This is a genomic window from Legionella yabuuchiae, assembly GCF_900640115.1.
GTDB classification, from domain to species: Bacteria; Pseudomonadota; Gammaproteobacteria; order Legionellales; family Legionellaceae; genus Legionella_A; species Legionella_A yabuuchiae.
The window spans coordinates 43,111-67,832 of record NZ_CAAAIW010000007.1; the positions used below are offsets into that span (position 1 = coordinate 43,111).

Below are 24,722 nucleotides of genomic sequence, written 5' to 3' on the forward strand. Positions count from 1 at the left end.
GGTAAAACACTGAGACGCGATTTGAAATAGGTTTTCACTCGTCCAGTAATGACACAGGCGCATTATTTTGTTCAAGTTATGATTTTTATCCTAGGTTTAGCAAAAGAGAATGGAATTGCCGCTGGGAATTAATTATAATAGACCCCTCTTTAAGGTTAACAATATAGTAGTTTTTAAGGGTTAAGCGGTCTTAACCCTTTTTTATTGGAGATGATGTTTGTGCTAGTTAATTTTCTTTCAGCCTTAGCTTTGGTGCTTGTCCTTGAAGGGATTATGCCGTTTGCATCGCCTTCAACGTGGAAGAAATTAATTGTCAAAGTCGTCACAACTGAAAATCGGTTGGTACGCATTTCAGGTTTTTTTAGCATGATGGTAGGTGTGATATTGCTTACTATTATCCATCAATTTGCAGAGTAAGAGTTTTTATCATGGGTAAGAATGTAGTTGTTGTCGGCACACAATGGGGTGATGAGGGTAAAGGTAAAATAGTGGACTTATTGACCCAAGAGGCAGCCGTGGTTGTTCGCTACCAAGGTGGCCATAATGCCGGCCATACATTAAAAATTAATGGCGTAAAAACGGTGCTTCGTCTGATACCATCTGGGGTATTGCGACCACATGTCCAATGCTATATCGGTAATGGAGTTGTTGTCTCTCCCGACGCGTTGCTGGAAGAAATTAACGAGCTGGAAAGCCGAGGAATTGATGTGCGTACTCGATTGCGCATCAGTCAGGCTTGCCCTTTGATTTTGCCGTCTCACATTGCGCTTGATAAAGCTCGTGAAGCTAAAAAAGGACATGCCGCTATTGGAACAACAGGAAGAGGAATTGGCCCTGCTTATGAGGATAAAATTGCTCGCCGAGCGCTTAAAATTGGTGATTTGTTAAAGCCGGAGCAATTTTCGAAGAAGCTAACCGAGTTATTGCAGTATCATAATTTCTTACTCACCCATTACTACGAACAATCAGCCGTTGAGGTTGCTCCCATTCTCGCTGATGCTAAGATCTGGGCTGATGAATTGAAAGATTTGGTTACTGATATTACGACGGCGCTTCATGAGCATCGACGCGAGGGCGATTCTATTTTATTTGAAGGCGCCCAAGGCGTTTATCTAGACATTGATCATGGCACGTACCCTTTTGTGACGTCTTCAAATACATGTGTCGGTAGCGTGGTTAACGGCGCTGGTTTTGGTCCTCGTTATCTTGATTACATTTTAGGAATCACAAAAGCCTATACCACTCGCGTTGGCGGTGGTCCTTTTCCAACCGAGTTATTTGATGACGTTGGCAAGCGTTTAGCTGAGCGCGGTAATGAATTTGGTGCAGTAACTGGCCGTCCTCGTCGCTGCGGATGGTTTGATGCGGTATTATTGCGTCGCTCAATCGAGCTAAATAGCCTTACAGGTCTTTGCTTAACCAAATTGGATGTTTTAGATGGGTTAGAAACCATTAAGGTTGCGGTCGCCTACCGCGATGCGAACGGCAACGTCCTTACACGTCCATCACAAGCAGCTGAAGATTATGAAGGTCTTGAGCCTATTTATGAAGAGCTCCCGGGGTGGGGTGAGTCAACCGCAGACTTAACGTCTAAATCGCAACTTCCTGCCAATGCACTGGCCTACATCAAGCGCCTTGAAGAATTACTGGAAGTTCCTGTTGATATGCTGTCTACGGGGCCTGAGCGTGATTCAACCATTATACTAAGAAACCCCTTTGCGGCATAAGTCCTAAATAATGAACCCTAGATACTTTAGCATTGCCAGAGTATCTAGGGTTCGAAGTTTCTTCCTTAGAAAGCTTCAGAAGGTCAATTAGAAGCTTTTCCGTTCTCACGCTCACTACCTTTAATCACTCCACAGGCAATTCTTGCACCACCTCCGCCTAACTTTGGAGTATCGCTGTATGTGTCGCCACCTTCATGAATAATAATTGCGAGTTGATTCAGATCGCTAGTTGTTAAACGGGGAGCCAGCGTTGGAGTGTTCGCATTACCCTGCTGATCAACATAGAGTACAGGCAAGTCTCCTAAATGGCCTTCACCATAAGGCCCTTGATGGGTTTTCGTCGACTTAGGATCAAAATGCCCTCCTGCTGCCTGCCCTTGATCTTGGCAATCAGGGTATTCATGTAAATGAAAACCATGCAATCCTGAAGGTAATTCGTTGAGCTTTGGAGTAATGAGTAAGCCATAAGGAGTATCTTGAAAAATTACTTTCCCTAATACTTTGTTATCGGCTTTTGTGGAATGGACGGTCGTTGTGACCTCAGCAGCTAAGCAAGAGGCGCTGAATAAAGTGAACAGTAAAGCAGAGGCTAATTTTTTCATAAAATGTCCTTATCATAGCAAGCATGTCGTCTAAGAGTTTATAGAATAAGTGGAATCGATTTGCAATAACAGACGCTCACATGATGCTCGACATTTCATTGTTTTCTTTGTCTGGCAGGCTAAGTGCACTTATTGGGGCTTTATTGGTGTCAATTTTTCGTGAGACGAAGGTAATGATTTTGGCCCTAATTGTTGAGACAGCGTCCGCCAAGGGATAATCCCTATCACTCCTCCAAGTGTAACCAGTAGACAGGCAATACCTAGCTCGATTGAGAATTTGGCCATTCCAAACAGAATTAAAAAAAAGACGGATAAAATTGGATTTCCATAGGAAAGAATGGTGAGTAATTTAAAATTACCGCGTTTAATCCCATAGTCCCAAAAGAAATAAGCAAGACATTGGGTTGTGATACCCATCATAAAAAGAATGCTCCATTCTAATCCAGTAGGCAGAATAAATGGCTCCATGTGAACATGAATAAGAAGCGAGGATATAGCCCCTATCCCGCAATAAATCCCAATGATTTCTACAGGGGATTTTCCGTAATGTCTAGCCATTAGGGTATAAAGAGACCATACCACCGCATCGAGTAAGGCTAATACATATCCAAACAAATAACGACTATCAAAGCCATGATCGTTTTGACTAATTAAGATGTAAATGCCGGCAAATCCCATAGACGCTGCGATAAGATGTTTGAAACTTAGTTTTTCATTGGGAAGAAATCCCGCAAACAAAATAACGATGATTGGCCAAAGGTAATTAATTAAATCCGCATGGGTTGCAGGTGCGTGCTTAAAGGCAGCGATGTAAAGCAAATCATTACCATAGATTCCAATAAAACCAATTACCCAGAGAAACCAAGGTTGTTTTAGCTTCGACCATTCGCGGTATAATGTTAATTTGACTGCGGAAATTAAGAAACTAACTGAAAACACAATACTTAACGTTTCAAAGACGGGTAATGATTTAATTTGAACAACCAAAGGCGCGGCTAGAGCCCAGAAAATCAGCGCGCTGTAGCCAATCAACGTAGGATTTTTTTTGAATCGCATCCCAAAGTTTCATCAGTAATAATCAAAACATGGTAGCAATGGTCTGCCACATTTTCAAACTGCCTAATTTATTCATGACTTCATTTGCATTATACTGATTTTTTTAAAGCCGAATAATGTGAAAAAAAACATGGAATTAAGTGTCGATAATACCCCATATAAAGCTATTTTTACTCCACTGGATTTGGGTTTCACGCAAATTAAAAATCGATTGTTAATGGGTTCAATGCACACAGGCCTTGAAGAAGATAAAGCTAGCTTAAAACGCTTGGCGGAGTTTTATCGTGAGCGAGCTTTGGGCGGGGTTGGATTGATTGTCACAGGGGGGTTTGCTCCAAACCGTGCCGGACGTCTAGCTCCCTTTGCTGCGAAATTGACCAATCGCAACGAGCAAGAACGCCATGAGCTCGTCACGCATACTGTTCATGAATCGGGTGGAAAAATTGCGCTACAAATTCTTCATTCAGGACGCTATGGATATCACCCTTTTGCTGTGGCCCCTAGCGCCATCAAGTCTCCGATTAGTCCCTTTAAACCTTGGGCAATGAGCAAACATCGCATCAAAAAAACCATTCAGCATTTTGCCCGCTGTGCGACGCTTGCAAAGGCAGCCGGGTATGATGGTGTGGAAATTATGGGAAGCGAGGGGTACTTGTTAAATCAATTTATCGTTCGTCATACGAACCATCGTAATGATGAATGGGGAGGCGTCTTTGAAAATCGGATCCGGTTTCCCATCGCGGTAGTTAGAGCAGTGCGTGAAGCCGTTGGTGAGGATTTTATTATTATTTATCGTTTATCTATGTTGGACTTGATTCCAGAGGGCAGCAATTGGGAAGAGGTGGTGCGTCTTGCCCAAGCCATAGAGCAAGCGGGAGCTACGCTTATTAATACTGGAATTGGTTGGCATGAAGCTCGAATTCCTACTATTGCGACCTTAGTTCCAGAAGGCGCTTTTACGAATGTTACTAAACAATTAAAGCCTGAAATTTCAATCCCAGTGATTACATCGAATCGAATCAATACGCCTGAGCTAGCCGATGCCATTCTTAATAATGGCACGGCGGATATGATTTCTATGGCACGACCGTTTTTAGCGGACCCAGCGTTTGCAGAAAAAGCACGGTTAGGAGATAGCCAAGCGATTAATGTCTGTATTGCTTGTAACCAAGCTTGTCTAGATCGGGTCTTTGAAAACAAAGAAGCTTCATGTCTTGTAAACCCCCGAGCTGGCAATGAAACGGAATTGATTTATGAACAAACCCATTATCCCAAACGTATTGCCGTCGTCGGTGGAGGTCCAGCTGGTATGGCGTTTGCAGCTGTTGCTGCTGAGAGAGGGCACCGTGTTGCGCTATTTGAAAAATCGGCTGAACTAGGTGGCCAATTTAATCTAGCCAAAGTGATTCCAGGTAAAGAAATTTTTCAGCACAGCATTGATTATTTTAATCATCAACTCAAGCGTTATGACGTCGATGTACGACTTGGCAGTGAGGCTGGAATAAAAGATTTGCAAGAATTTGATGAAGTAATTCTTGCAACAGGTGTGATCCCTCGCGTTCCAGAAATCGAAGGCGTTGATCATGAAAAAACAATGACCTATATCGAAGTTTTGCAGGGAAAAAAAATACCAGGGGAACGAGTGGCGGTTATTGGTGCCGGTGGCATTGGCTTCGATGTTTCCGAGTGGCTTACTCATCAGCGACATGGAAATGCCTTAACGCCTTTCTATAATGAATGGGGCATTGATATCGATGTGTCGAGGAGAGGGGGATTAAAACCTCCAGAAGTAAATCCTAGCCCAAGGGAAGTTTTTCTGATGCAGCGCAAAGAAGAAAAAATAGGTAAACGACTGGGTAAAACCACAGGCTGGATTCATCGCTTAAGCTTGAAACATAAAAAAGTTCATATGCTTCCTGGCGTCACATACAATCGCATTGATGATGAAGGGTTACATATCTGCATAAAAGGACACGATAAACTGTTAGAGGTTGATTCAGTCATTATTTGTGCCGGACAAATTGAGCTAAAGTCACTCTTTCTACCCTTAAAAGAAGCGGGTATTTCCGTGCACTTGGTAGGAGGGGCTTATAAGGCCTTGGAGTTAGACGCGCGCCATGCCATTGATCAAGCCTGTCGCTTAGCGGCACTTATATAGATGCAGATTTAAGGCGCGAATTTTATTTTTTACGATAAATTTCGTGCACAATGTTGAAAAATCTGCTATCATCTTGGTTGTGTTTTGTTTTTAACTTAAGATAAAGCAACTACTCTGAATAGTTTTTCCTGTTTCATCCGCATGAAGTAACAGCTTCGCTTTGGTTCGTGATGTCATCGTTTCGGGATAACGTTATTTTAGGCCACTAAATGGCTGTGAATATTGAGCAGAGTGAACGCTTGCTCTTTGTTTAAGGTACGTCTTTAAATGTTCACGAGGAGAAAAACCCCGTGTCAAGATTAAATACGTCCCCTTTATCCCATAGGAATAATATGTCTCAAGAATCTCTTGCGTTTTCTTCATTAGGGCTGTCGAACGCATTATTAAAAGCCTTAGCCGATTTAAAATTTGAAAAACCTTCCGATATACAGCAGCAAACCATTCCCTGGTTACTAAAAGGCCGGGATTTAATTGGTCTTGCTCAGACTGGTACGGGTAAAACGGCTGCGTTTTCGTTGCCTATTTTACAAGGGTTAACACAAGACAATCATACCCAGGCACTGATTATTGCACCTACACGTGAGTTAGCCATTCAGGTTGCCGAACATATTGAGTCCTTAGCAACGCATCTTTCGAATATTCGAATTACTGTTTTATGTGGCGGACAAGATTATCGGCCGCAACTAAAGCAACTGCGTGAAGGCGCTCAGATTGTGGTTGGAACACCTGGCCGCGTGTTGGATCATATCGAGCGAGGATCGTTACAACTAAATCACCTGCGCACCTTTGTTTTAGATGAAGCCGATGAGATGCTTCGCATGGGCTTTATTGAAGACGTTGAAACCATATTGGCTCAATTACCCGAGCAAAAACAAATGGCATTGTTTTCAGCAACCATGCCGCCACGAATCCGTCAAATTGCGAAACAATATATCACCGATCCCGTATCCATTGAAATTAAGATGGCCACTGCAACGGTTAAAAGTATTGAACAGCGGTTTTTATTTGCTTCTCAAGGTCAAAAGCCTGAAGCGCTGTTACGCATTCTTGCTGTTGAAGATTTTCAAGGCGTTATTGTCTTTACCCGAACAAAAAGCGGCGCAGATGAAGTCGCTACGCTTCTACAGGCTCACGGGCATCAAGCAATGGCCATTCATGGCGATCTTACGCAATCGCTTCGCGAACGAATTATCTCGCAATTTAAGCAGGGCACATTGAATATTCTGGTTGCGACAGATGTCGCAGCGAGGGGGCTAGATGTGGATCGAGTCACGCATGTTATCAATTATGATATCGCTCAGGATTCTGAAACTTATGTTCACCGTATTGGCCGAACTGGTAGAGCCGGACGAAGCGGCGTAACCATCTTGTTCGTTTCCCCTAAAGATTCAAGAATGCTCAATGTAATTGAGCGTCATACTCGCCAGCGCATTGAAAAAATAAACATTCCAACGGATGCTATGATTCAGGCAGCCAAAAAGCAGCGCTTTCTAGCAGGAATTTCTGAGCGACTCCAGCATGAGCATCTGCCAGCCTATAAAGATATGATTACGGAGTATATGGCTAGAGAAAATATAAGCGCTAAGGACTTGGCGGCAGCATTAGCCTTGCAGTTAAATCATGATCAACCCTGGCAAGCGAAGTTCTCATTTGCCTCCTCCGTTAAGCCAGAACGAGAATCTAATAAACTGAACAACCGTAAAGAAAAACGATTGAACAAAGGATCTGAGCGACCCAATCGAATTTTCCAAGCCGACGCGCAGCAAGATATTTATCGTCTTGATGTTGGCCGTATCCACGGGGTGAAACCTGGAAATATTGTAGGAGCTATCGCGAATGAGGCGGGTTTGCAAAGTCGTCATATAACGGGCTTAAAGATCCATGATCATTACTCAACCGTGTGCTTACCCAAAGGAATGACAAAAGACATTCTTAATGTTTTGAATAAAGCGTGGGTATGTGGTCGACAGCTTAATGTGAGCCCGATGACTTGATACTACCTTGCCCAGTAATTCTTGCAGAAAAGTGAGAATTGCTGGGAAAATTGACCCCACCTACCTGGCCTGACTTGTTCAGGAATCTCTTAAGTTTTAAACAGGCAAAATTAATCGAGCTTTAAGCGCTTGAGAGGGATTGTCTCGAGCCCTTGTATTTCAGACGTATTTTTATTACGCTTGCGTGCATAAAGGAAATGATATGGAAATCCTATGCGTGTTAGCACAAGTCCAGCTTATATTTTAGGGACTTCTTCTGGTGATGTAGAAGTTACTAAATTTTTTCTTAACGGTTGGGGAATTTCTCGTGAATATCAAATCGACTTAACCGTTACTAACCCAGCCTTCAAAATTCAACTTGGCGAAGCGGTACGTTTTTTAATTAATGACTTTATCTTTCATGGATTTGTGCTGTTTGTGGAAGAAATATACTCTGATCAGCGCCATGAGATAAATATTGTAGTCAATTCACCTTTAGCCTATTATTTAAACCATACCGGAACGCGCATCTATTCGGATTTAACGTTATTAGAAGTACTTAATACAATCCTGACAGAGGCAGGGTTGCAGAATAAAATAGATTATGAAATAGCGCTTAAATCTTTTTCAAAACCACTTTGGTTACAACAAATTCAAGAAAATTCGCTCGATTTTTTTTATAAGCTCTTGGCAAGGTACGGCTTAGTTTACCACTACCATCAAACAAACGAAGGGGTTAAATGCTTGATCACAGATTCGCTCACAGACGTCGTGAACCCTAACCCCATAGAGCTTAGTTTAAATCCTATCTCTGGACTAAATGGTATTGATGAATTAAGTCAGTTTTTGCGGCAAAACCAGGTATGTACTCAGTTGACTGAAAGATATCAGTACGAACCAGAGGCCTTTAAACTCAAAACGCATCAAGATTCATCCATACATGCTTATGCGCAAGGCAAACAAGTTCGATCTGGTGTTGATGATGGTCAACAAGTCATCGATGAAAGCGCGGATAGTTTATGGGTCACGTTGCAAGCGATAACTGTACATCCAGGGCAAAGAGTACAAATTAATACGTCGGTGACATCATTCCCTTACACCGTCATTGAGATGAGGCTTACTGGATTTACGGATCATGCGTTAGTCAAACGCGAACAACTTTCTTGTGAGGTGATGCTTTCAAAAGTCTGCTCAGGATCTCCTTTAATCAATTCGATTAAACATCAGCCTTATTCGCTGTTTCATTCTGGACAAATAGAACAGCATCAAAGCGCTTATCCTAATGTGTTAACCCAAGGAGAATACTGTGTTCGATTTCTTCATGATCAAACCTCCGATGTGATGTCATCCTTTCAGAGCAATAAGGTTAGAAACGCGCTTTACTGTTCAGGAAATTATTACGGGTTTAGTTTTCCCTTCCAAGGAGATACGGAAGTCTTGATAGGCTATCAAAACGGGAATCAACAGCAGCCCATTATTCTAGGTGCACTACCCACCTTTAAACATCCATCATTAGTGAGCAACCAAAACTCATCCGACAGCCTCATGCAATCTTTTTCTGGAAGCCAGTTTTTGTTTAATGAGTCCCATGAGCACAGTATTCTAGCACTTAGGAGTGCTAATCGTTTAAATGAGTTTAACTTGACTCAATTCAGACATTCAGCGCAATTTTTATTGCAGTCAAGCACTGGAAGCATGGAATTCAATGCGTTAAATAATATCAAGATTCAAGCACAGGATCTCACGTATTATGCCTTAGAAAATCTAAGGATTTGGGCGAATGAATCCATACAGTTTGAAAGCAAAGATGGTACGGCATTGTTTATTAGTGAAACGCTCTTTACTCTGCGAAGTCATGCTGATTTAACAGCACACTCTAATAAGTTTATCTGTCGAGCTAGTGAGAAAATTAAACTTAAATCAACTCAAGCCCTCACAGGTTTGGCTGTGCAACAGTTCATTTTACAAACGCCCAAGGGTTCGCAATTCTGGCATGCACAGTCAGGACGAATTAAGATTACGGCGCGTCGTAAACTAATGTTTGTAGGTGGTGTTTCCTCAATGGTGATTTCTCCTCAATCCATTGAGTTTAAATCTTCAGCTGTTTCATTAAATGCCACAAGTATCGGCGGATTATAGGGCTTTGGGGTTGAACAAGGCCCATAATCCAGCGTTGCTCATAATCTGCTACGCTTTTTTCGGCCCACTTTGTTTGGTAATATACTCGTGATCATTCAAAATGCGTGATCCAACAAAATCTGCCTAATCCCCTCAACACGATCATCCCAATCAAATAGCAGTCAAAATGGCTTGAATAAGGAATAAGAGTTAAATTTTTCTCATCCGTTTTGGATTGATTAATTGCGCTTCTTCTTCCTCTGCCGCAGACCGCTTTCTTCCGTTTTCAAAGAACCCATTCCTGCCGCCAAAGCTTTCGAATCTTTCAACTCTATCGGTATCATCATCGGATATAGTCATATCGTCATCAAAAGAATCCTCTTCTTCAGAATCGTGAGAGTAGGCTAGTAGAGATAGGTTTTCATTGGATATACTCATATCGTCATCAAAAGGATCCTCTTCTTCAGAATCCTGAGAGTAGGCTAGCAGAGATAGGTTCTCATCGGATATACTCATATCGTCATCAAAAGGATCCTCTTCTTCAGAATCCTGAGAGTAGGCTAGCAGAGATAGGTTCTCATCGGATATACTCATATCGTCATCAAAAGAATCCTCTTCTTCAGAAAAACCCCCTTCTTCAAAATCGTGAGAATAGGCAAGTTGGGGTAGGTCTGCTTTGACTACACGAAGGTCTGCTTTAACTACACGAATATGGAAGGAGTGGGGGGGAGTAGGTAAGTCGTGTATGTCACGGCATACGTAATTGGAGGGCATGATGTCTTCTACCTCATTAATTTCCTTCTCCCTCACATGAACAATGTCTTGCGCAAGATAATCAAGGGATATTGGCCATTGATTGCCCGGATATATAAAAAAGCTTGTGTAGCCTTCATAATCTAGAACCAGCCCATAAGCTGTTTTATTCCCATATGGCCTTGTTACACGCCCAAGAATTTGCGCCTTATCTTCCGCCGACTGCTTGGTTTTGAGGTTTATAAACCAATGCAATTCCGGGAGGTCGAATCCTAGCTTAAGCATACCGACTGCAAGCACAATACCAGCTTCTTCCGAGGCTTTAAAAGCCTCTAGGTCTTTTTTAAACTGGATATTGTCGGTCATGACTAAATAGACCTTAAAACGATTTTGAAGAAGTTGTTGCGCTTGTTTTGCCTGCTCCTGTGTATCAAAGAAAATAATGCCCTTTAGCTGGCAAAGTCTTTCTGGTGTATCACCTTCAATTGCTGCTAAGGGATGTATTTGGTGCTCGATGAGGCTTGCTAGATAGGGTAATAATGCTTCAACTGGGTTGGGTGTATTCTCATCAGACAGCTGTATTTTATCAATTACAAAAGGAGCTAAAACTCGGTCATGGATGGCTTGCTGGATTTGATAGCTAAAAGTAGGAATCCTTTGTTGAACAGGGGGCGTTGCACTGAATTTCACAACGGGTGCATCAACGCGCTTTTCTATGGGGTATTTTTTATAACAGTGAGACTCATCAGCAAAAACACAGGTTATTTGAGAGTAAAAATTAGGGTTATATTCGTTTAAACGATTAAAACTGCGCTCACAGCAAATAAGGATGGCTTTTTTATCAGCTAAAAAGCTGCTTTTTGCAACCGTTTGGGCTTCTAAGGAGCCTTGCATACTAGCTACTTTTAATATGTTACGAAATGGAACATTTAATGCGCTGAACTGAGGGAATTTATCTATCGCCTCTTGGAATGCAGAATACATCTGCTCTACCAGAGGCTGCTGTGGGGTTATGATAACAACCTTATTCGCTCCAGGCGCTGAATAAATCGCCATCGCCAAGGCAAGCTGGATCAAGGTTTTCCCACAACCGGTTGCAATGTCAAATTGAAGCTGTTTCACTCCTGGTTCTACACCCATGAGCGTAGGTAAATTGGCTCTAAAAAATTCAATGGCTTGTTGTTGATGAGCTCGGAGTAGGGGCGTGCCTTCTGGTTGTGGCTCTGGTTCATAGTGGATAAGGGTATTTAATAGTCTGGATACCTGCTCTATATCAAGGGGTTGAGGAATGCCAACTTGGTCTTGGGTGATGGGTGATATGCTTTCGATATTGTTTGCCTTGGCATGTTCATTGATGCAATCATAAGCAAGACTTTTGTCATATGCGGCTTGTTGAATTTTTATGTTTCTTTCAGTATTTTCATTCAAAGCTACAATGGCCTTATTTACCCAGGTATATCCCATCTGCTGCAAATAGGTTTGGTAATGGGCAGATACTTCAAAGATGCACGCTTGATCAACCGAGTTTTTTGCGAAATTTTTTTGAGATTTTGAGCGAGTCAGTGTAATGTCTTCAGGTGAAAGAATTTGAAACCCTTTTTTTTGTAATAGCATCTGGACTGCAGTCTGAAAATAATAGTCCTCTCCCCAGTGACGCATTGATTCTGGGAAAAGAGAAAAAATAGCCTTAGGATCCAATCGGTGTTCTCTTAATTGTTTTAAATGGATCATAAAACATTTACTGCCTAATTCATCTTTTTTAAATGTGTTCAATGATTTCCAATCTGTTGACACACTGGTAATTGGCGTTTCGTCTGATTTGGTTTTTAGTCTGTCATATAAAGAATTCCATGAGTTATTATATCTTTTATCCACTGCAAAATTGATAGTTACGATGTTGTCATCAATCATCATAAAGTAGTCGAGTTGACAATGATAAGCGAATAAGAAGGTTGCAATACGACGAGAGGTTATTAAGCCCAAATCATCAGATTCGATTGGAGCATTATTCATCCAGGGTTGGGTTAGTTTATCGATAACCAAATAGGCAATTTTATCAGTCAGCCTGCTTAATAAGTCGTCTTTTAGCTCTTGAAATTGTGTGCTTGCCATAACCAGCACAGTTGGTTGTTGATTGACCCTCCTAGGTATTAATGCCTCCATGCCTCGACCTGCCATCACAAAAGTGACTTTATCTGCATTTGTAGGCAAGCCACTGGAGCTATGTGAATAATACTGTCCTTTAAACCAATCGGTATTTATTGTAGTTTGAACTGATTGGTCGGGATCTGCCAAAGCTATCTCATTTAGTGCGGTTAACTCAAACTTAATGGGTTTTTGGCCTGGTCGTGGCCGGGCTGACTTAAGCATGGGTTGCTTTAATGGCTTGTCCTTCCCTGAATATTTATACCCTAGGCCACCTTTCACTTTTGTAGGGTCGAACAATGAATCAGTATGCATTTTTGAGTTGGGTGCTGGCTCTGAAGGGTGGGCTGCAAATGGCGCTACTAAAGCTATTGGCGGTAATCCATTCTGAACGTGGTAATTGAAAGCCTGGTTAGTTTGGATCGAGTGATCAGCTCGCAGAGCTAAAGCATCGATAAGCCAACCCCATTGCTCCACAGTGTAATTATCTTGGAATGCAGCAGAAAATAGGGTCTCGATTGTTTGATCGGCTCCATTTAGTGGATGCAAAAAACCACCCAGGGGAGGATTGAAACCCTGGTTAGCTGGGATCGATTGATTAGCGCGCAGAAATAAAGTATCGAAAAGCCAATCACATTGCTCCAAAGTGAAATCGACCTGTAACGCAGAAGAATACAGGGGCTCGATTATTTGATCCAATCTGATCTGTGGATGAAAAAAGGCACCATGGGGAGGATTGAAACCCTGGTTGGTTGCGATAAGTTGAGGATGTGGCGGAACCAGTTGAATCGGCTGAACCCCAGGGGTCGCGTGTGGTAAATGCTGTCTAACAGGAGACATCATATTTTGCATTGCTTTAGAAGCCTCACGCAGCAGTTTTCGGGCAGATTCTTCGCTAATCAAGCGCTCAGGAGCTTTATAGTCAAAGCCATATATATCTTGTAGCCTTTGCTTCGAGCTGTGATCCAAGGATTCTATATAGCGTATCGCAAGTTGGAGAGGGGTTTGTTGTTGCTTGTTTTTAGCACTAACTGGAGGACATTTAGCTTGTGACAAAAGAGATTTTATAAGATTAAACTTTCCATAATTGGCGGCAACATGGAGTACGGTATCGCCTTGGTCATCTGCCTCCTCAATTTTTGCATCAAATTCATAGATGTAGTACATCATTAAAGCGAGCGAGCCTAATTTACTTGCATATAATAAGCAATCCACCACTTTAATTTGATCTTGAGCCGAAGGCTTTGGAGCTATTGTTACAAGCTGCTGCATCATATCATCTTTCTGGATATGTCCAGGGGTATGTTCCGCGAGTTTTTTAAAATAATCGTTTAGAAACTCACTCCGATTAAATCCAGAAGGGTTATCTTTCTCAAGTTGTTTAAAAACATTCGAAAAATTTACCGCCCAAGCTTTTATGCTCTGGTCGTGTTGACTAAAATATGGTTTATTAAAGGTATTGTTGTGCATGTGAGGCATAATTAATATTAAATCTCCACTAAATATGCGTTATAATTTAACATATATCGCAAATTCTGTAAAATAAATTTCCACTTAGTATATTTTTTGGGTGTTTTTAAAAGCAGACATTCGCATCTTAAACACACTTCTCCTCTAAAAGGATTTCAGTATATTGCGAGCGGATTTAGGCGAGTGATCAATTAGGCAACGTATATGGACTCATCCGTTTTCGCAAGTAATCATTGAGTGAAAAGAGAAGTATATGCATACGTATATCCGGCCATTCAATGAGTGAGAACTGTTTTATTTCTGGCGCAGAAGTAAAACAAACGCTTACTAATTTATTCGTTGAGTATGGGTTACCTTTGGCTCTTAGAAGTGATAATGGCGTTCCGTTTGCAAGTCATGCTGTAGCGGGATTATCGGAGTTGTCTGTTTGGTTAATCAAATTAGGCATTGTTCCTGAGCGTATACGCAAAGGCCATCCTGAAGAAAATGGCCGCCATGAACGAATGCATCTTACACTTAAAAAAGAAACAGCTTCACCACCGCAGTACAATCAAGCTCGACAACAGCAACGATTCAATGCTTTTAGAACAGAGTTTAATGAGCAAAGACCTCATGAAGGACTTAACTTTAACCGACCTGCTTGGTTATATACCCGTAATCTTTCAAAATGCGTGATTTATGCTTTTTCTTTTTCGCCCTGCCGCATTTTAAAAAACTCGCAAGGGAATGAGCCATTACTCGCTTTTTAAAATGCGGCAGGACAAAAAATAAAGGCGCCTAAAAACACGCATTTTGAAAGATTACTGGTATACACACAATCCACTCGTGAGTTTCCATCCAAAATACCGAATGTTGAATACAGTAATGATTTTGATATAACCAGAAAAATTAGAACGAATGGCACTATGAAATGGCGAGGGAAAGAGCTTTTTGTTTCTGAAACGCTTATTGGCGAAACAATCGGAATGAAAGCTCATAGCGAAACGGAATGGCTTATGCACTTCTCTTTTTTGCCGTTGGCCATATTTGATGAGAAAACTCTCAAAGTAAATAAATTATGATAAATTAGTGTTACCGATGTGACCAGGCATCTTTGTTACCTATGTGCCGGTCACACAGACATTATCATACGACTCAAACGCCTAGCGCGGGAGAGGGGGCAGATCGAAGTAAACTGAAACATCTGTGCTCAGATTAAGAGTGAGAAGATTGCAAAACACTTTAGGGACAATGATATGGACTCATCCTCCCTTTTAAACGGCCACTAGATGGGCCAAAATGTTTTTGTCTAAAAACAAAAAAGAAAAGGAGAGTCCAATGAACAATATTACTGTGCTAGGCATAGATTTGGCAAAAGATGTTTTCCAATTACCAGGGTAAAATCATACTTTGATTAAAACATGTATTATATGTGTCATTACCGCGCAGAAGGCAATCTATTTTAAATATTCACTTCCCTTTATCTCAAAATAGATTGCCTTCTGCGCGGGAATGACAAAATATAGACAATTTTTTAGTTCATTTTTTTAATTAAATGGCATGATCTTACTCTGAAATGGATAGCATAATAGTCGCATTTTGGAGTTGATTGGGTATATAATGGGTATTTAATAAACTTGCATAAAAAAGGTCACGCATGAGAACTTTTTTTACCATATTTACTCTGTTGTTTTCTCTAGCTGCTTCGGCTAACCCAATCAATAAAATCGTTGTATTCGGTGATAGTCTTTCGGACAACGGTAATTTCTACGAATACATGAAAAAACAATTTCCTACAGCACCTTACTATGAAGGGCGCTTTACGAATGGCCCCGTTTGGATCGAGCTGGTAGCGAATGCCAAAGAAACCGAATTATTGAATTACGCCTTTGGTGGCGCTGGAGTTTTAGATCCAGTTGAAGATCCAGATTCAGCGTTATTTAATCTGCATCAAGAAGTTAACAGCTATTTTTTAGCGCATGAGGATAAAGCCGATGCGGATGCATTATACGTCGTTTGGATTGGCTCCAATAATTATCTAGCTATGCCAGAAGATGAGCCAAAAACATTATCCGTGGTGCTTGGTGGTATTAAAGCGGAATTGCAGCGACTTGTGGAGAAAGGCGCAAAAAATATAGTGGTTGTTAATTTACCCGATCTGGGTAAAACCCCAGTAGCCTATGATTATGAAGCCAATGATAAGTTATCCGTCCTATCCATCGATCATAATGTAGCATTATTACAACAAGTGGAAGAATTTGAAAAAGCACATCCTGATGTGCAGTGGGTATACCTAAACGTCGGAGAAATGTTTAATGAGTTGATTCTTACCCCAGAAAATTTTGGGTTTGTGAGAGAAACGCTCAAAGATACTTGTTTTGATAAATACCCAAGTGCTCAAGATAGCCAAAATTCACCTCCTTCTATGATGGGTATTGCGGCTTCTTTAATTAAACAAGCAAATGGTAATCTTGATCCTTGCGAAGGGTATTTGTTCTTTGATCCCGTTCATCCTACCGCATTAGCGCATAAGATTCTTTCCGAGCGTACGTTGAAGAAATTCGATGAAGTCGGCTTTGAATTTGCTAAAAAAACTGTCAATAGCTAAGCGGTTGAATTCTTGTTTGGTAAATTCCATGAAACGGATTCTAGATTGGTTCTGGGATCCGTTTATTTGTAATTCCCCGCGCCATCCCGAGCGCAGTGCTTCCAATTAGCCTTAAGTTTTAGTTTACATATTACGATACATCGGGGCAGCAATGGTAAATTGTTGCAAGCCGATCTACATGGTTTTAATCCCCGGAGGATGTCCATTTTTTGTAGGCTTGTGCCCGCCCAAGCGGACAATCCTTAAAATAACCTCGGATAAAACGGGACACTCATGGGGTATTTTTTTCCTTAAAGTAGGAGTAAATGGCCTTCCATTCAAAATCTTCAAACAATTGATCTGCTTTAATACCAACTTCTGTCCGCCCAATATAAATTAACCCATAAAGTCTACAAGCTGAGATAGACGCCGTAGGGATTAAATTTTTTTATAGTTTCACGAGAGCTATGTAAATAGATTTCATCGATCATAAAAAAAGCCAGTAAAGATATAGACCATAAGATAACAACAAGCTCAGGCCGACAAGGCGGTCAATTTTTTTTCGTTTTAAAATGACCAGCAGAAGAAAACTGGATATAGCTAATAGCAGCCAAACATCTTGTTCGGCAATTTTCCCAGTAAACGGAATGGGTTGTATTAAGGAGGTGATTCCAAGGATGGATAAAAGATTAAAAAGATTACTGCCTAAAATATTGCCAATGACCATATCAGGATGCCTACGCCAGGACGCGACAAGAACGGTGAACAGTTCTGGCACTGATGTGCCTATGGCTACTAAGGATAAGCCAATAACTGCCTCAGAAACGCCATATTGATATGCGATCGTTACCGCGCCCTTTACAAGCCAATGAGCTCCTAGCGCTAAAAATATAAGGCTGAAGATGGATAATAGCAAAGCACTTGGCAAGGCAATGGTTGTAGGGATGATTTCTTTTTTAATCTGATTCTTAAACTTGGTTTCTGATTGTGTTTCTTCTTGAGCGAGTTTTTTTTCTTTCCAAATATTAAAACTTTGGTACACGATTAAAAGAAGTAGCATTAAAAAGCCTGTGAAACGATGGATATACCCTGGGATTGACAATAAAGCCAAAAGCAAGCAGGCAATCACGCCCATGAGCGCATCTAATTTAATTTGTGGAGCGTTGCAAGGGATGGTAAAAATGATTGCCCCCAACCCGAGAATTAACATGGTGTTTGAAATATTACTGCCAACAATATTGCCTATAGCAATCTCAGAATAGCCATCGAGTGCGGCAGCAACAGAAACAACCAGCTCTGGAGCAGAAGTCCCAAATCCAATGATAACCGTGCTTATTAAAAGCGTTGAAAGTTGCAATTTCTCAGCAATCCCCACACTGCCACGTATTAATCCCTCACCGCCCAAGTATAAAAAAACTAGACCGCTAATAATCCATATCCAGCTTACCATGCCTTCCCCCGTAGCCATTTAATGCCTTCAGGAATAAGAAATAAGGGTAGAGCGCTTAGGGTAATGATTGCCCAGTCACGCCAAGATAAGGCCGTTGTATGCAGTATCGTTTGTAATCCTGGCAAATAAACCGCTAACAGCTGTAATGCCGCCATTGAACCAATCGCTAGTAATAGCCATGGGTTTGAACACCAACCAATTTCTGCAATGGGTCTTTGTAAATTGCGGAAATTAAGCGCATGAATATTTGCCATAATGGCAATGGCCGTGAAGGCAACCGTATTGGCTAGCTCATAGGACTCCCTCAGATAGAACGCGTATAATACATAGGCTGTAATACCGATGTAAGATCCAAAAAACACGAGCAATAATAACGAATTCCAATTCAAGATAGGTTGATTAATTTTTCGTGGCGGATGTTCCATGATATCGGTTTCCGGTTGCTCAACGCTTAATGAGATCGCCGTAGCGCTATCTGTTACCAAATTAATCCAAAGAATTTGTATAGGAACCATAATTAATGGTCCACCCATAAAAATGTTGATGAGAATTGCCAGCACTTCCCCCATGTTCGAAGAAGCGAGAAAGAGTACGAATTTTTGAATGTTTGCATACTGCCGCCTCCCTTCTTGGACAGCGGCGATGATGGATGCAAAGTTATCATCCGTTAATACAATATCGGCCACACTCTTTGCCACATCCGTGCCCCGTATTCCCATTGCAATGCCAATATCTGCCTGCTTTAGCGCAGGTGCGTCGTTTACGCCGTCTCCAGTCATGGCAGCTAATTGATCTTTGGACTGTAACAACTTGACAATGCGAAGTTTATCCTCAGGCACAGTGCGAGCAAAAAGAATCTGTGTTTGCAATAAGTCCGATAATTCCTCATCATTGAGTTCCTTCACATCATTGCTGGTCAGGGTGTTTTCAACCTTAAGACCTATTTCTTTTGCAATAGCTTTAGCGGTGATGGGAGAGTCTCCTGTGATCATCATCACCTTTATGCCTGCACGCTTAGCTTTTTTTATCGCCTCCAGAACTTCTGGTCGCGGTGGATCAACCAATCCAACGCACCCAAGAAAAGTTAGTTCGCTTTCAGCTTCTTCAACCGTAAGTTCTTTTTCAGTACCGGTTGTCTTTCGCGCTAATGCTAGCGTGCGCAACCCGTCTTCGGCTAATTTAATGTATGCGTCTTCAATCGTGTTGCGCTGATCTTTAGTGAGTTCTTTGGACTCACCATCAATTAAATAGGTGGTTGACAAGGATAAAATCACTTCTGGTGCGCCTTTGACATAAACAACCTGATTTGAGTTATGTTTCGCTATCACTGACATGCGTTTACGGTTTGAATCAAAAGAAAATTCTCTTATTATTTCTGACTCAGGTTCTTGTTTTAGTCCCGCTTTCATCGCCATAACCATGAGCGCCGCTTCATCGGGTGAGCCAACCGCCTCCCAAGTGTTTTCTTTCTCTTTAATGCGAGCATTATTACAGGTTCTAGCGGTCTCGATTAAAGCCATTAAATCATTATTTGAATGAGGATCAATTTCCTCGTTGTCTTGCTCAAATGTTCCAGAAGGTTCATATCCTGTTCCTTGGATGTTATAAGTTGCATCGGCTTGCCAAATTTTTTGAACATTCATTTTGTTTTTTGTTAGCGTTCCGGTTTTGTCTGTGCAAATAATGGACACAGCGCCCAATGTTTCTGCAGCTTGTAACTTCCGTAGCAACGCTTTTTTCCGAGCCATGGCTCTCACCCCTAGCGCGAGGGCTATTGTGACAACTGCGGGGAGTCCTTCTGGTATCGCAGAAACAGCAAGCGAGATACCCGTCATAAACATCTTCATGATGTCTCGACCACCTATAATACCTACAATGACAACAATTGCTGAAATGACTAGGGCAATGATCCCAAATTGCCGACCCAAAATGGACAATTCCTTTTGCAAACGAGTTTGAGTTTCACTAACTTGTTCAGTTAATTCGGCAATACGTCCAAATTGCGTTTGCATTCCTATCTCTACCACTAACCCTCGCCCACGACCGCTCACCACGTGGGTTCCCATGAAAGCCATATTTTTACGTTCAGTTAGAGAGGTATCTTCGGGAAGTGGTTTGGTGTTTTTAGCAATGGGAGCAGACTCTCCAGTTAATGCTGCTTCGTTAATGGTTAAATTGGCAGAATCCGTAAGGCGAATATCCGCAGGAACAACGTCGCCTGAGTGTAAAAGAACGCAATCACCCGGTTTAAGAGTTTTCGCATCAACTACTGTTTCTTCACCGTTTTGAATGACTGTGCATTGAGGGGATAGCATTTCTTGTAATTCTTTTATAGCAGTTTCAGCCTTCCATTCTTGGATAAACCCTAAAAACCCATTAAAGATTACAATGGTCAAAATGGCGATGGCATCAATAATATCTCCAAGAAAAAACGATAACAGGGTGGCAAGAACCAGGATAAGAATCAGTATATTAAAAAATTGGCGAGCCAGCATGGTATACCAACGCGTTGATTTAATCTTTTGCAGTTCATTTGGGCCGTAATCCTTTGTGGATTCCTCCAGAATTTTTTGGGTTTCTTCAACGCTTTTTGTATGCCATGCTTTCATACCACATCCTTTTGGAAGAAATAGAATTTATGCGGTAAGGTTACCACCCTTTACTTGCACAAATTTGTTCATAAGCTTTTGAAATTTTTTGGGTTTTATCATTCGCCAAGCGAATCATTTCCTCGGGTAAACCTTGGGCAATGAGCTTATCGGGATGATTTTTACTCATAAGGCGGCGATAAGCTTTTTTAACTTCTTGTTTACTTGCATTTTGATCCACTTCGAGAATAGCAAAGGCTTGCGCTAATGAATCGCTTGGGCGGTGAGTACTTTGTCTGCTTGAAGAGGAGCGGTGCGTATGGGCTTGTTCTTTCGAATGAGCGTTGGGGTTGTAGTCAAAATCTTCATAAAATCGATATTGTTCATAGAGTGGCGCAAATCCCAAATAGCGCAATATAGTATTCATAGCGTCTAATTTATTTGCAGATAAACTATCCGTTTGGGCAGCGCGATACTGAATTTCGATAAAGAGTTTTAAAAGCTCCGAGTTATCATGCAAGGCTAATCTTAATTCAGTAAGTTCTTTTTCTAAGTCAAATCCAGCGCTTTTTCCTTTGCGAAAAAGTTCCCGTGCTTGTTTTTTTTGTTTTGAATTTAATTTCATTTCCTGCATCAAAGCGGAAGCGAGCTTGATTTCTTCTTCTGATACACGACCATCGGTTTTTGCCATATGCCCCATGACCGAAAATGTTACTTCAAAAAATTTCTTTTGAATTTGTTCGCGTGTTTCAGAATGATAATGCCAATAGGGATGAGCAAAGTGTTGCGCTAAGCCTCGATCAAATAAGTTACCCACCAGGATTCCGAACAAGGCACCGGCAGAACCGGCCATTAAGTAGCCCATAATGGCCCCAATGATCTTTCCCCACCAGGTTTGGGTCGTAAAAAATTGGCGTAAATTCATTTTAGTTTGAGGATCTTTAAAATTTGGCATGTTAACTACTATATAATACTTCTTGCTACTAGGCAGGGTTTTCTTAAATCATAGGTGATCTTAGCCCCGTTTTTCAAACAGTCCTTACCTCTATGATCATATAACGGTATATACCCGTAATCTTTCAAAATGCGTGATTTATGCTTTTTCTTTTTCGCCCTGCCGCATTTTAAAAAACTCGCAAGGGAATGAGCCATTACTCGCTTTTTAAAATGCGGCAGGACAAAAAATAAAGGCGCCTAAAAACACGCATTTTGAAAGATTACGGGTATAATAGCCATTATCTCCGAAAATTGATGAGCCTATGCGCCGTATTTACACAATTTTACTGTTTCTTTGCATTCCTTATATTCTGTTCCGGTTATACCGCAAGGGAAAAAAACTAGCCGCTTATCGTCATCGTATTCCAGAACGTTTCTCACTCAGTTTAAAGGAAAAACCCGCTGATGTTTGGCTACATGCCGTTTCTCTTGGTGAAGTGAACGCTGCATCTGCTTTAATAAAAACGTTACTGGCTATGAATTTAAAAGTGGTGATAACCACCATGACCCCAACAGGGTCTGAGCGAGTTAAAACGCTGTTTGGTGATCGCGTGTATCATCAGTATTTACCCTATGATCTGCCCTATGCAGCGCGACGGTTTTATTCCACCTATAATCCAAAGTTAGGAATTATTCTTGAAACGGAGATTTGGCCTAATTTTATTTATATCGCTCATAAAATTCATATGCCTTTGTTTATCATCAATGGCCGTATTTCCGATCGAGCTTTAAGACAATATCAAAGAATGCGATTTTTATTTAAACCCATTCTGAATAAGTTGACGCGTATTCTGGTGCAAAGTCATCAAGACGGAGAACGGTTTATTCAACTTGGTGCCGACGAAAACAGAGTTGCCGTTGTTGGTAATTTGAAGTTTGATTTACAACAGGCTGATTTTGATATCAATCCCGTAGCGCACTTAAAAATGACCTGGGGAACCTCTCGCCCAGTATTATTGTTGGCGAGCACCCATGCTAATGAAGAGGAACAACTATTAACTCGATACAGTCGTTTGCGCTCAAAGATTGATAAAGTACTACTGCTTATCGCGCCACGTCATCCTGAACGATTTCAAGAAGTTTATCAAATGGCTCATTCTTTGGGGTTAAAGACGGGATTAAGGAGTAATAGTTCGTCTATTACTGAAACTTGCGATGTGGTTGTCATTGATAGCTTAGGCGAACTTCAAGCGTTCTATCAGCTTAGCGACTATGGTTTCGTTGGAGGGAGTTTAGTTCCTATTGGCGGTCATAACTTACTTGAGCCAATTGCACTGAAGGTTCCTGTCATAACCGGGCCTTATAATCAAAACTCAAAGGCTATCTTTGATGCTTTACTTACTGCGAATGCAATTTGTATGGCTGAAGATGCGGATACGTTGATTGAGAAGATTATTGAATTGCATCACAACAAAGCGGTAAAAGATACGCTTGTTAAAAATGCCAATCAAGTATTTGAGGCAAATCAAGGCAGTTTAGAAAAGAATTTGAGTTTCTTACAGCCGTTTTTCCCTTTGCCATCGCCCCAGTAAACAATGCTTGTTGAAAGAATTCAACAAGCATTCAGAAAAATAAGGATTAACCGCCTTGGTTTTGGCGTTCTTTAATTTCGGATAAGGTTTTGCAATCGATGCATAACGTCGCAGTTGGGCGGGCTTCAAGCCTGCGCAAGCCGATTTCAATTCCACACGCTTCGCAGTAACCAAAATCATCATCGTGAAGACGTTCTAATGAGTCTTCAATTTTTTTAATGAGTTTACGTTCTCGGTCACGGGTTCGTAATTCAAGACTGAACTCTTCTTCTTGGCTTGCACGATCGGATGGATCTGGAAAGTTTGCAGCATCGTCTTTCATATGGGTAACGGTGCGATCAACTTCTTCCATAAGAGACTGGCGCCAGGCTAATAGAATTTTTTCTATATGCGCCAGCTGGTCCTTATTCATATATTCTTCACCCTTTTTTTCTTGGTAGGGTGCAATTCCCATGCTACTTACTGCATCACTCTTCACATTGCGCTCACTTTTGCTAGTTAAATCAATCGGCTCTTTCGACATATCGGTGCTCCTGCGTTTCGTAGCGATTCCATCGTTGCCAGTTTGGCAAGCGATACGTCTTTTGTTTAAAAAGCGCTAGGTATACCAAAAAAATGTTATTTCATCAACTATAGCTTATTTAAACAAAAGCATCCGGCTAATTTCCTATTTTTATCATAAATTCATAGAGATAGGAATCATATTTCAGAGAGCGCTTAAGCTGACTCCTGATCACGGATGAATGCCACCGGAAATGCGATCATGGCCTTGCCAATCTTGCCAGCATTGGGTTTGATCATACCCATGTTGGTTCAGTAATGATAATATTGCTGTTTTTTGATCATAACCGTGTTCGATTAAAAGAACTCCCCCCGATGTTAAAAAATGGGATGCGTTATGGATGATTTTCTGAATATCATCTAATCCTTCTATACCACTTTGTAGCGCGGATCTGGGTTCAAATCGCACGTCTCCTTGGTTTAAATGAGGATCTCCCTTTGGGATGTAAGGAGGATTACTGACAATGGCGTGAAACGTTTGATAAGGGATGGAGTCAAACCAATAGGAATGGATAAAATCTACATTAGAAATACTAAGCTCAGATGCATTATGCCTCGCCACTTTAAGCGCTTCTATGCTAGTATCCGACGCGCAAATCTTCCAGTCTGGTCGTTCAGTAGCTAAAGCAAGTGCAATGGCACCGCTGCCCGTGCCTAAATCTAGTACAGATGCGTTTGGAATATCTTTTAATGCCGCTAAAGTAAGCTCCACCAGTTGTTCGGTTTCAGGTCTTGGAATTAGGGTATCTTTCGTGACCTTTAGAGGAAGTGACCAGAACTCACGAGTACCGATCAAATAAGCGATAGGTACCCCCTCCTGGCGTTTGGCCACAAGTTGGTTAAATTTAGCCTTCTGTTCGGATGATAATTCGTTCTCTGGGTGCGTGAACAGAAACGTACGAGATTGCTTGAGAACATGCCCTAGTAAAATTTCTGCATCCAGACGGGGCGATTCACTATGTGGGGTTAGTGTTGTGGAAGCTTCTGTCAGCGCATCTTTAATCGTACCCATCTCAAGCCCAGAATA

At 41.4% G+C, this 24,722-nt stretch carries 16 protein-coding genes; 8 read left to right on the forward strand and 8 right to left on the reverse strand.

Translation table 11 applies throughout. The annotated features are described in order from the left end of the window. Window positions 1-213: 213 nt before the first annotated feature. Complete coding sequence (locus tag E1O47_RS04010; RefSeq protein ID WP_242602000.1) at window positions 214-417, forward strand: DUF2065 domain-containing protein; 204 nt, start codon at window positions 214-216, stop codon at window positions 415-417. 11 nt (window positions 418-428) lie between these two features. Further along, window positions 429-1,727 carry an adenylosuccinate synthase gene (locus E1O47_RS04015; RefSeq protein ID WP_133129985.1) on the forward strand — a complete coding sequence of 433 codons (1,299 nt, stop codon included), beginning with the start codon at window positions 429-431 and terminating at the stop codon, window positions 1,725-1,727. Window positions 1,728-1,810: 83 nt separating this feature from the next. On the opposite strand, the gene E1O47_RS04020 is transcribed toward E1O47_RS04015, so the two are convergent. Further along, on the reverse strand, window positions 1,811-2,329 hold the full coding sequence (locus E1O47_RS04020; protein WP_133129986.1) for a superoxide dismutase family protein: 519 nt from the start codon (window positions 2,327-2,329) through the stop codon (window positions 1,811-1,813). A gap of 129 nt (window positions 2,330-2,458) precedes the next feature. Continuing rightward, the gene (locus tag E1O47_RS04025) at window positions 2,459-3,385 is read right to left on the reverse strand and encodes a DMT family transporter (RefSeq protein ID WP_133129987.1); all 927 of its coding nucleotides are present in this window, start codon (window positions 3,383-3,385) and stop codon (window positions 2,459-2,461) included. Between the two features lie 130 nt (window positions 3,386-3,515). On the opposite strand from E1O47_RS04025, the gene E1O47_RS04030 reads away from it, so the two are divergent. The 3 genes from E1O47_RS04030 (at window position 3,516) to E1O47_RS04040 (ending at window position 9,655) form a co-directional block, all read left to right on the forward strand. Next, window positions 3,516-5,543 carry an NADPH-dependent 2,4-dienoyl-CoA reductase gene (locus E1O47_RS04030; RefSeq protein WP_133130032.1) on the forward strand — a complete coding sequence of 676 codons (2,028 nt, stop codon included), beginning with the start codon at window positions 3,516-3,518 and terminating at the stop codon, window positions 5,541-5,543. 332 nt (window positions 5,544-5,875) lie between these two features. Further along, complete coding sequence (locus E1O47_RS04035) at window positions 5,876-7,537, forward strand: DEAD/DEAH box helicase (protein ID WP_133129988.1); 1,662 nt, start codon at window positions 5,876-5,878, stop codon at window positions 7,535-7,537. 213 nt (window positions 7,538-7,750) lie between these two features. After that, complete coding sequence (locus E1O47_RS04040) at window positions 7,751-9,655, forward strand: contractile injection system protein, VgrG/Pvc8 family (protein ID WP_133129989.1); 1,905 nt, start codon at window positions 7,751-7,753, stop codon at window positions 9,653-9,655. Window positions 9,656-9,844: 189 nt separating this feature from the next. Here the strand turns inward: E1O47_RS04040 and E1O47_RS04045 are convergent, their stop codons facing one another. Next, window positions 9,845-14,011 carry a DEAD/DEAH box helicase family protein gene (locus E1O47_RS04045; protein ID WP_133129990.1) on the reverse strand — a complete coding sequence of 1,389 codons (4,167 nt, stop codon included), beginning with the start codon at window positions 14,009-14,011 and terminating at the stop codon, window positions 9,845-9,847. Window positions 14,012-14,280: 269 nt separating this feature from the next. Between E1O47_RS04045 and E1O47_RS04050 the strand changes: the two genes are divergently transcribed. Together E1O47_RS04050 and E1O47_RS04055 are read left to right on the forward strand one after the other, a co-directional pair. Continuing rightward, window positions 14,281-14,751: an integrase core domain-containing protein gene (locus E1O47_RS04050; RefSeq protein ID WP_133129991.1), complete on the forward strand. Its 471-nt coding sequence runs from the start codon at window positions 14,281-14,283 to the stop codon at window positions 14,749-14,751. An 887-nt stretch (window positions 14,752-15,638) separates the two neighbouring features. Further along, complete coding sequence (locus E1O47_RS04055; RefSeq protein WP_133129992.1) at window positions 15,639-16,589, forward strand: SGNH/GDSL hydrolase family protein; 951 nt, start codon at window positions 15,639-15,641, stop codon at window positions 16,587-16,589. A 466-nt stretch (window positions 16,590-17,055) separates the two neighbouring features. On the opposite strand, the gene E1O47_RS04060 is transcribed toward E1O47_RS04055, so the two are convergent. From E1O47_RS04060 to djlA, 3 genes are read right to left on the reverse strand one after another with little or no spacing between them, the layout of a single operon-like run. Then, window positions 17,056-18,036 (reverse strand): calcium/sodium antiporter, encoded by a 981-nt coding sequence (locus E1O47_RS04060; RefSeq protein WP_133129993.1) that lies wholly within the window; start codon window positions 18,034-18,036, stop codon window positions 17,056-17,058. Beyond that, window positions 18,012-20,627 carry a cation-translocating P-type ATPase gene (locus E1O47_RS04065; RefSeq protein ID WP_133129994.1) on the reverse strand — a complete coding sequence of 872 codons (2,616 nt, stop codon included), beginning with the start codon at window positions 20,625-20,627 and terminating at the stop codon, window positions 18,012-18,014. The genes E1O47_RS04060 and E1O47_RS04065 overlap by 25 nt, the downstream gene beginning before the upstream one ends. 40 nt (window positions 20,628-20,667) lie before the next feature. Then, complete coding sequence (djlA, locus tag E1O47_RS04070; protein ID WP_133130033.1) at window positions 20,668-21,531, reverse strand: co-chaperone DjlA; 864 nt, start codon at window positions 21,529-21,531, stop codon at window positions 20,668-20,670. A 334-nt stretch (window positions 21,532-21,865) separates the two neighbouring features. On the opposite strand from djlA, the gene waaA reads away from it, so the two are divergent. After that, complete coding sequence (gene waaA / locus E1O47_RS04075; protein WP_133129995.1) at window positions 21,866-23,134, forward strand: lipid IV(A) 3-deoxy-D-manno-octulosonic acid transferase; 1,269 nt, start codon at window positions 21,866-21,868, stop codon at window positions 23,132-23,134. 46 nt (window positions 23,135-23,180) lie between these two features. Here the strand turns inward: waaA and dksA are convergent, their stop codons facing one another. Both dksA and prmC read right to left on the reverse strand, forming a co-directional pair. Then, window positions 23,181-23,657, reverse strand: a complete 477-nt coding sequence (gene dksA / locus E1O47_RS04080) for an RNA polymerase-binding protein DksA (RefSeq protein ID WP_131776753.1) — start codon at window positions 23,655-23,657, stop codon at window positions 23,181-23,183. 210 nt (window positions 23,658-23,867) lie between these two features. Further along, window positions 23,868-24,707: a peptide chain release factor N(5)-glutamine methyltransferase gene (gene prmC, locus E1O47_RS04085; protein ID WP_133129996.1), complete on the reverse strand. Its 840-nt coding sequence runs from the start codon at window positions 24,705-24,707 to the stop codon at window positions 23,868-23,870. Window positions 24,708-24,722 lie beyond the last annotated feature (15 nt).

Excerpts from the sequence above, each read along its gene's own strand:
- dksA (WP_131776753.1), bottom strand. The coding sequence starts at position 23,657 with ATGTCGAAAGAGCCGATTGATTTAACTAGCAAAAGTGAGCGCAATGTG.
- djlA (WP_133130033.1), bottom strand. The coding sequence starts at position 21,531 with ATGAATTTACGCCAATTTTTTACGACCCAAACCTGGTGGGGAAAGATC.
- waaA (WP_133129995.1), top strand. The coding sequence starts at position 21,866 with ATGCGCCGTATTTACACAATTTTACTGTTTCTTTGCATTCCTTATATT.
- E1O47_RS04030 (WP_133130032.1), top strand. The coding sequence starts at position 3,516 with ATGGAATTAAGTGTCGATAATACCCCATATAAAGCTATTTTTACTCCA.
- E1O47_RS04015 (WP_133129985.1), top strand. The coding sequence starts at position 429 with ATGGGTAAGAATGTAGTTGTTGTCGGCACACAATGGGGTGATGAGGGT.
- prmC (WP_133129996.1), bottom strand. The coding sequence starts at position 24,707 with ATGGGTACGATTAAAGATGCGCTGACAGAAGCTTCCACAACACTAACC.
- E1O47_RS04060 (WP_133129993.1), bottom strand. The coding sequence starts at position 18,036 with ATGGCTACGGGGGAAGGCATGGTAAGCTGGATATGGATTATTAGCGGT.
- E1O47_RS04050 (WP_133129991.1), top strand. The coding sequence starts at position 14,281 with ATGAGTGAGAACTGTTTTATTTCTGGCGCAGAAGTAAAACAAACGCTT.
- E1O47_RS04025 (WP_133129987.1), bottom strand. The coding sequence starts at position 3,385 with ATGCGATTCAAAAAAAATCCTACGTTGATTGGCTACAGCGCGCTGATT.
- E1O47_RS04020 (WP_133129986.1), bottom strand. The coding sequence starts at position 2,329 with ATGAAAAAATTAGCCTCTGCTTTACTGTTCACTTTATTCAGCGCCTCT.
- E1O47_RS04065 (WP_133129994.1), bottom strand. The coding sequence starts at position 20,627 with ATGAAAGCATGGCATACAAAAAGCGTTGAAGAAACCCAAAAAATTCTG.
- E1O47_RS04035 (WP_133129988.1), top strand. The coding sequence starts at position 5,876 with ATGTCTCAAGAATCTCTTGCGTTTTCTTCATTAGGGCTGTCGAACGCA.
- E1O47_RS04045 (WP_133129990.1), bottom strand. The coding sequence starts at position 14,011 with ATGCCTCACATGCACAACAATACCTTTAATAAACCATATTTTAGTCAA.
- E1O47_RS04040 (WP_133129989.1), top strand. The coding sequence starts at position 7,751 with ATGCGTGTTAGCACAAGTCCAGCTTATATTTTAGGGACTTCTTCTGGT.
- E1O47_RS04055 (WP_133129992.1), top strand. The coding sequence starts at position 15,639 with ATGAGAACTTTTTTTACCATATTTACTCTGTTGTTTTCTCTAGCTGCT.
- E1O47_RS04010 (WP_242602000.1), top strand. The coding sequence starts at position 214 with ATGTTTGTGCTAGTTAATTTTCTTTCAGCCTTAGCTTTGGTGCTTGTC.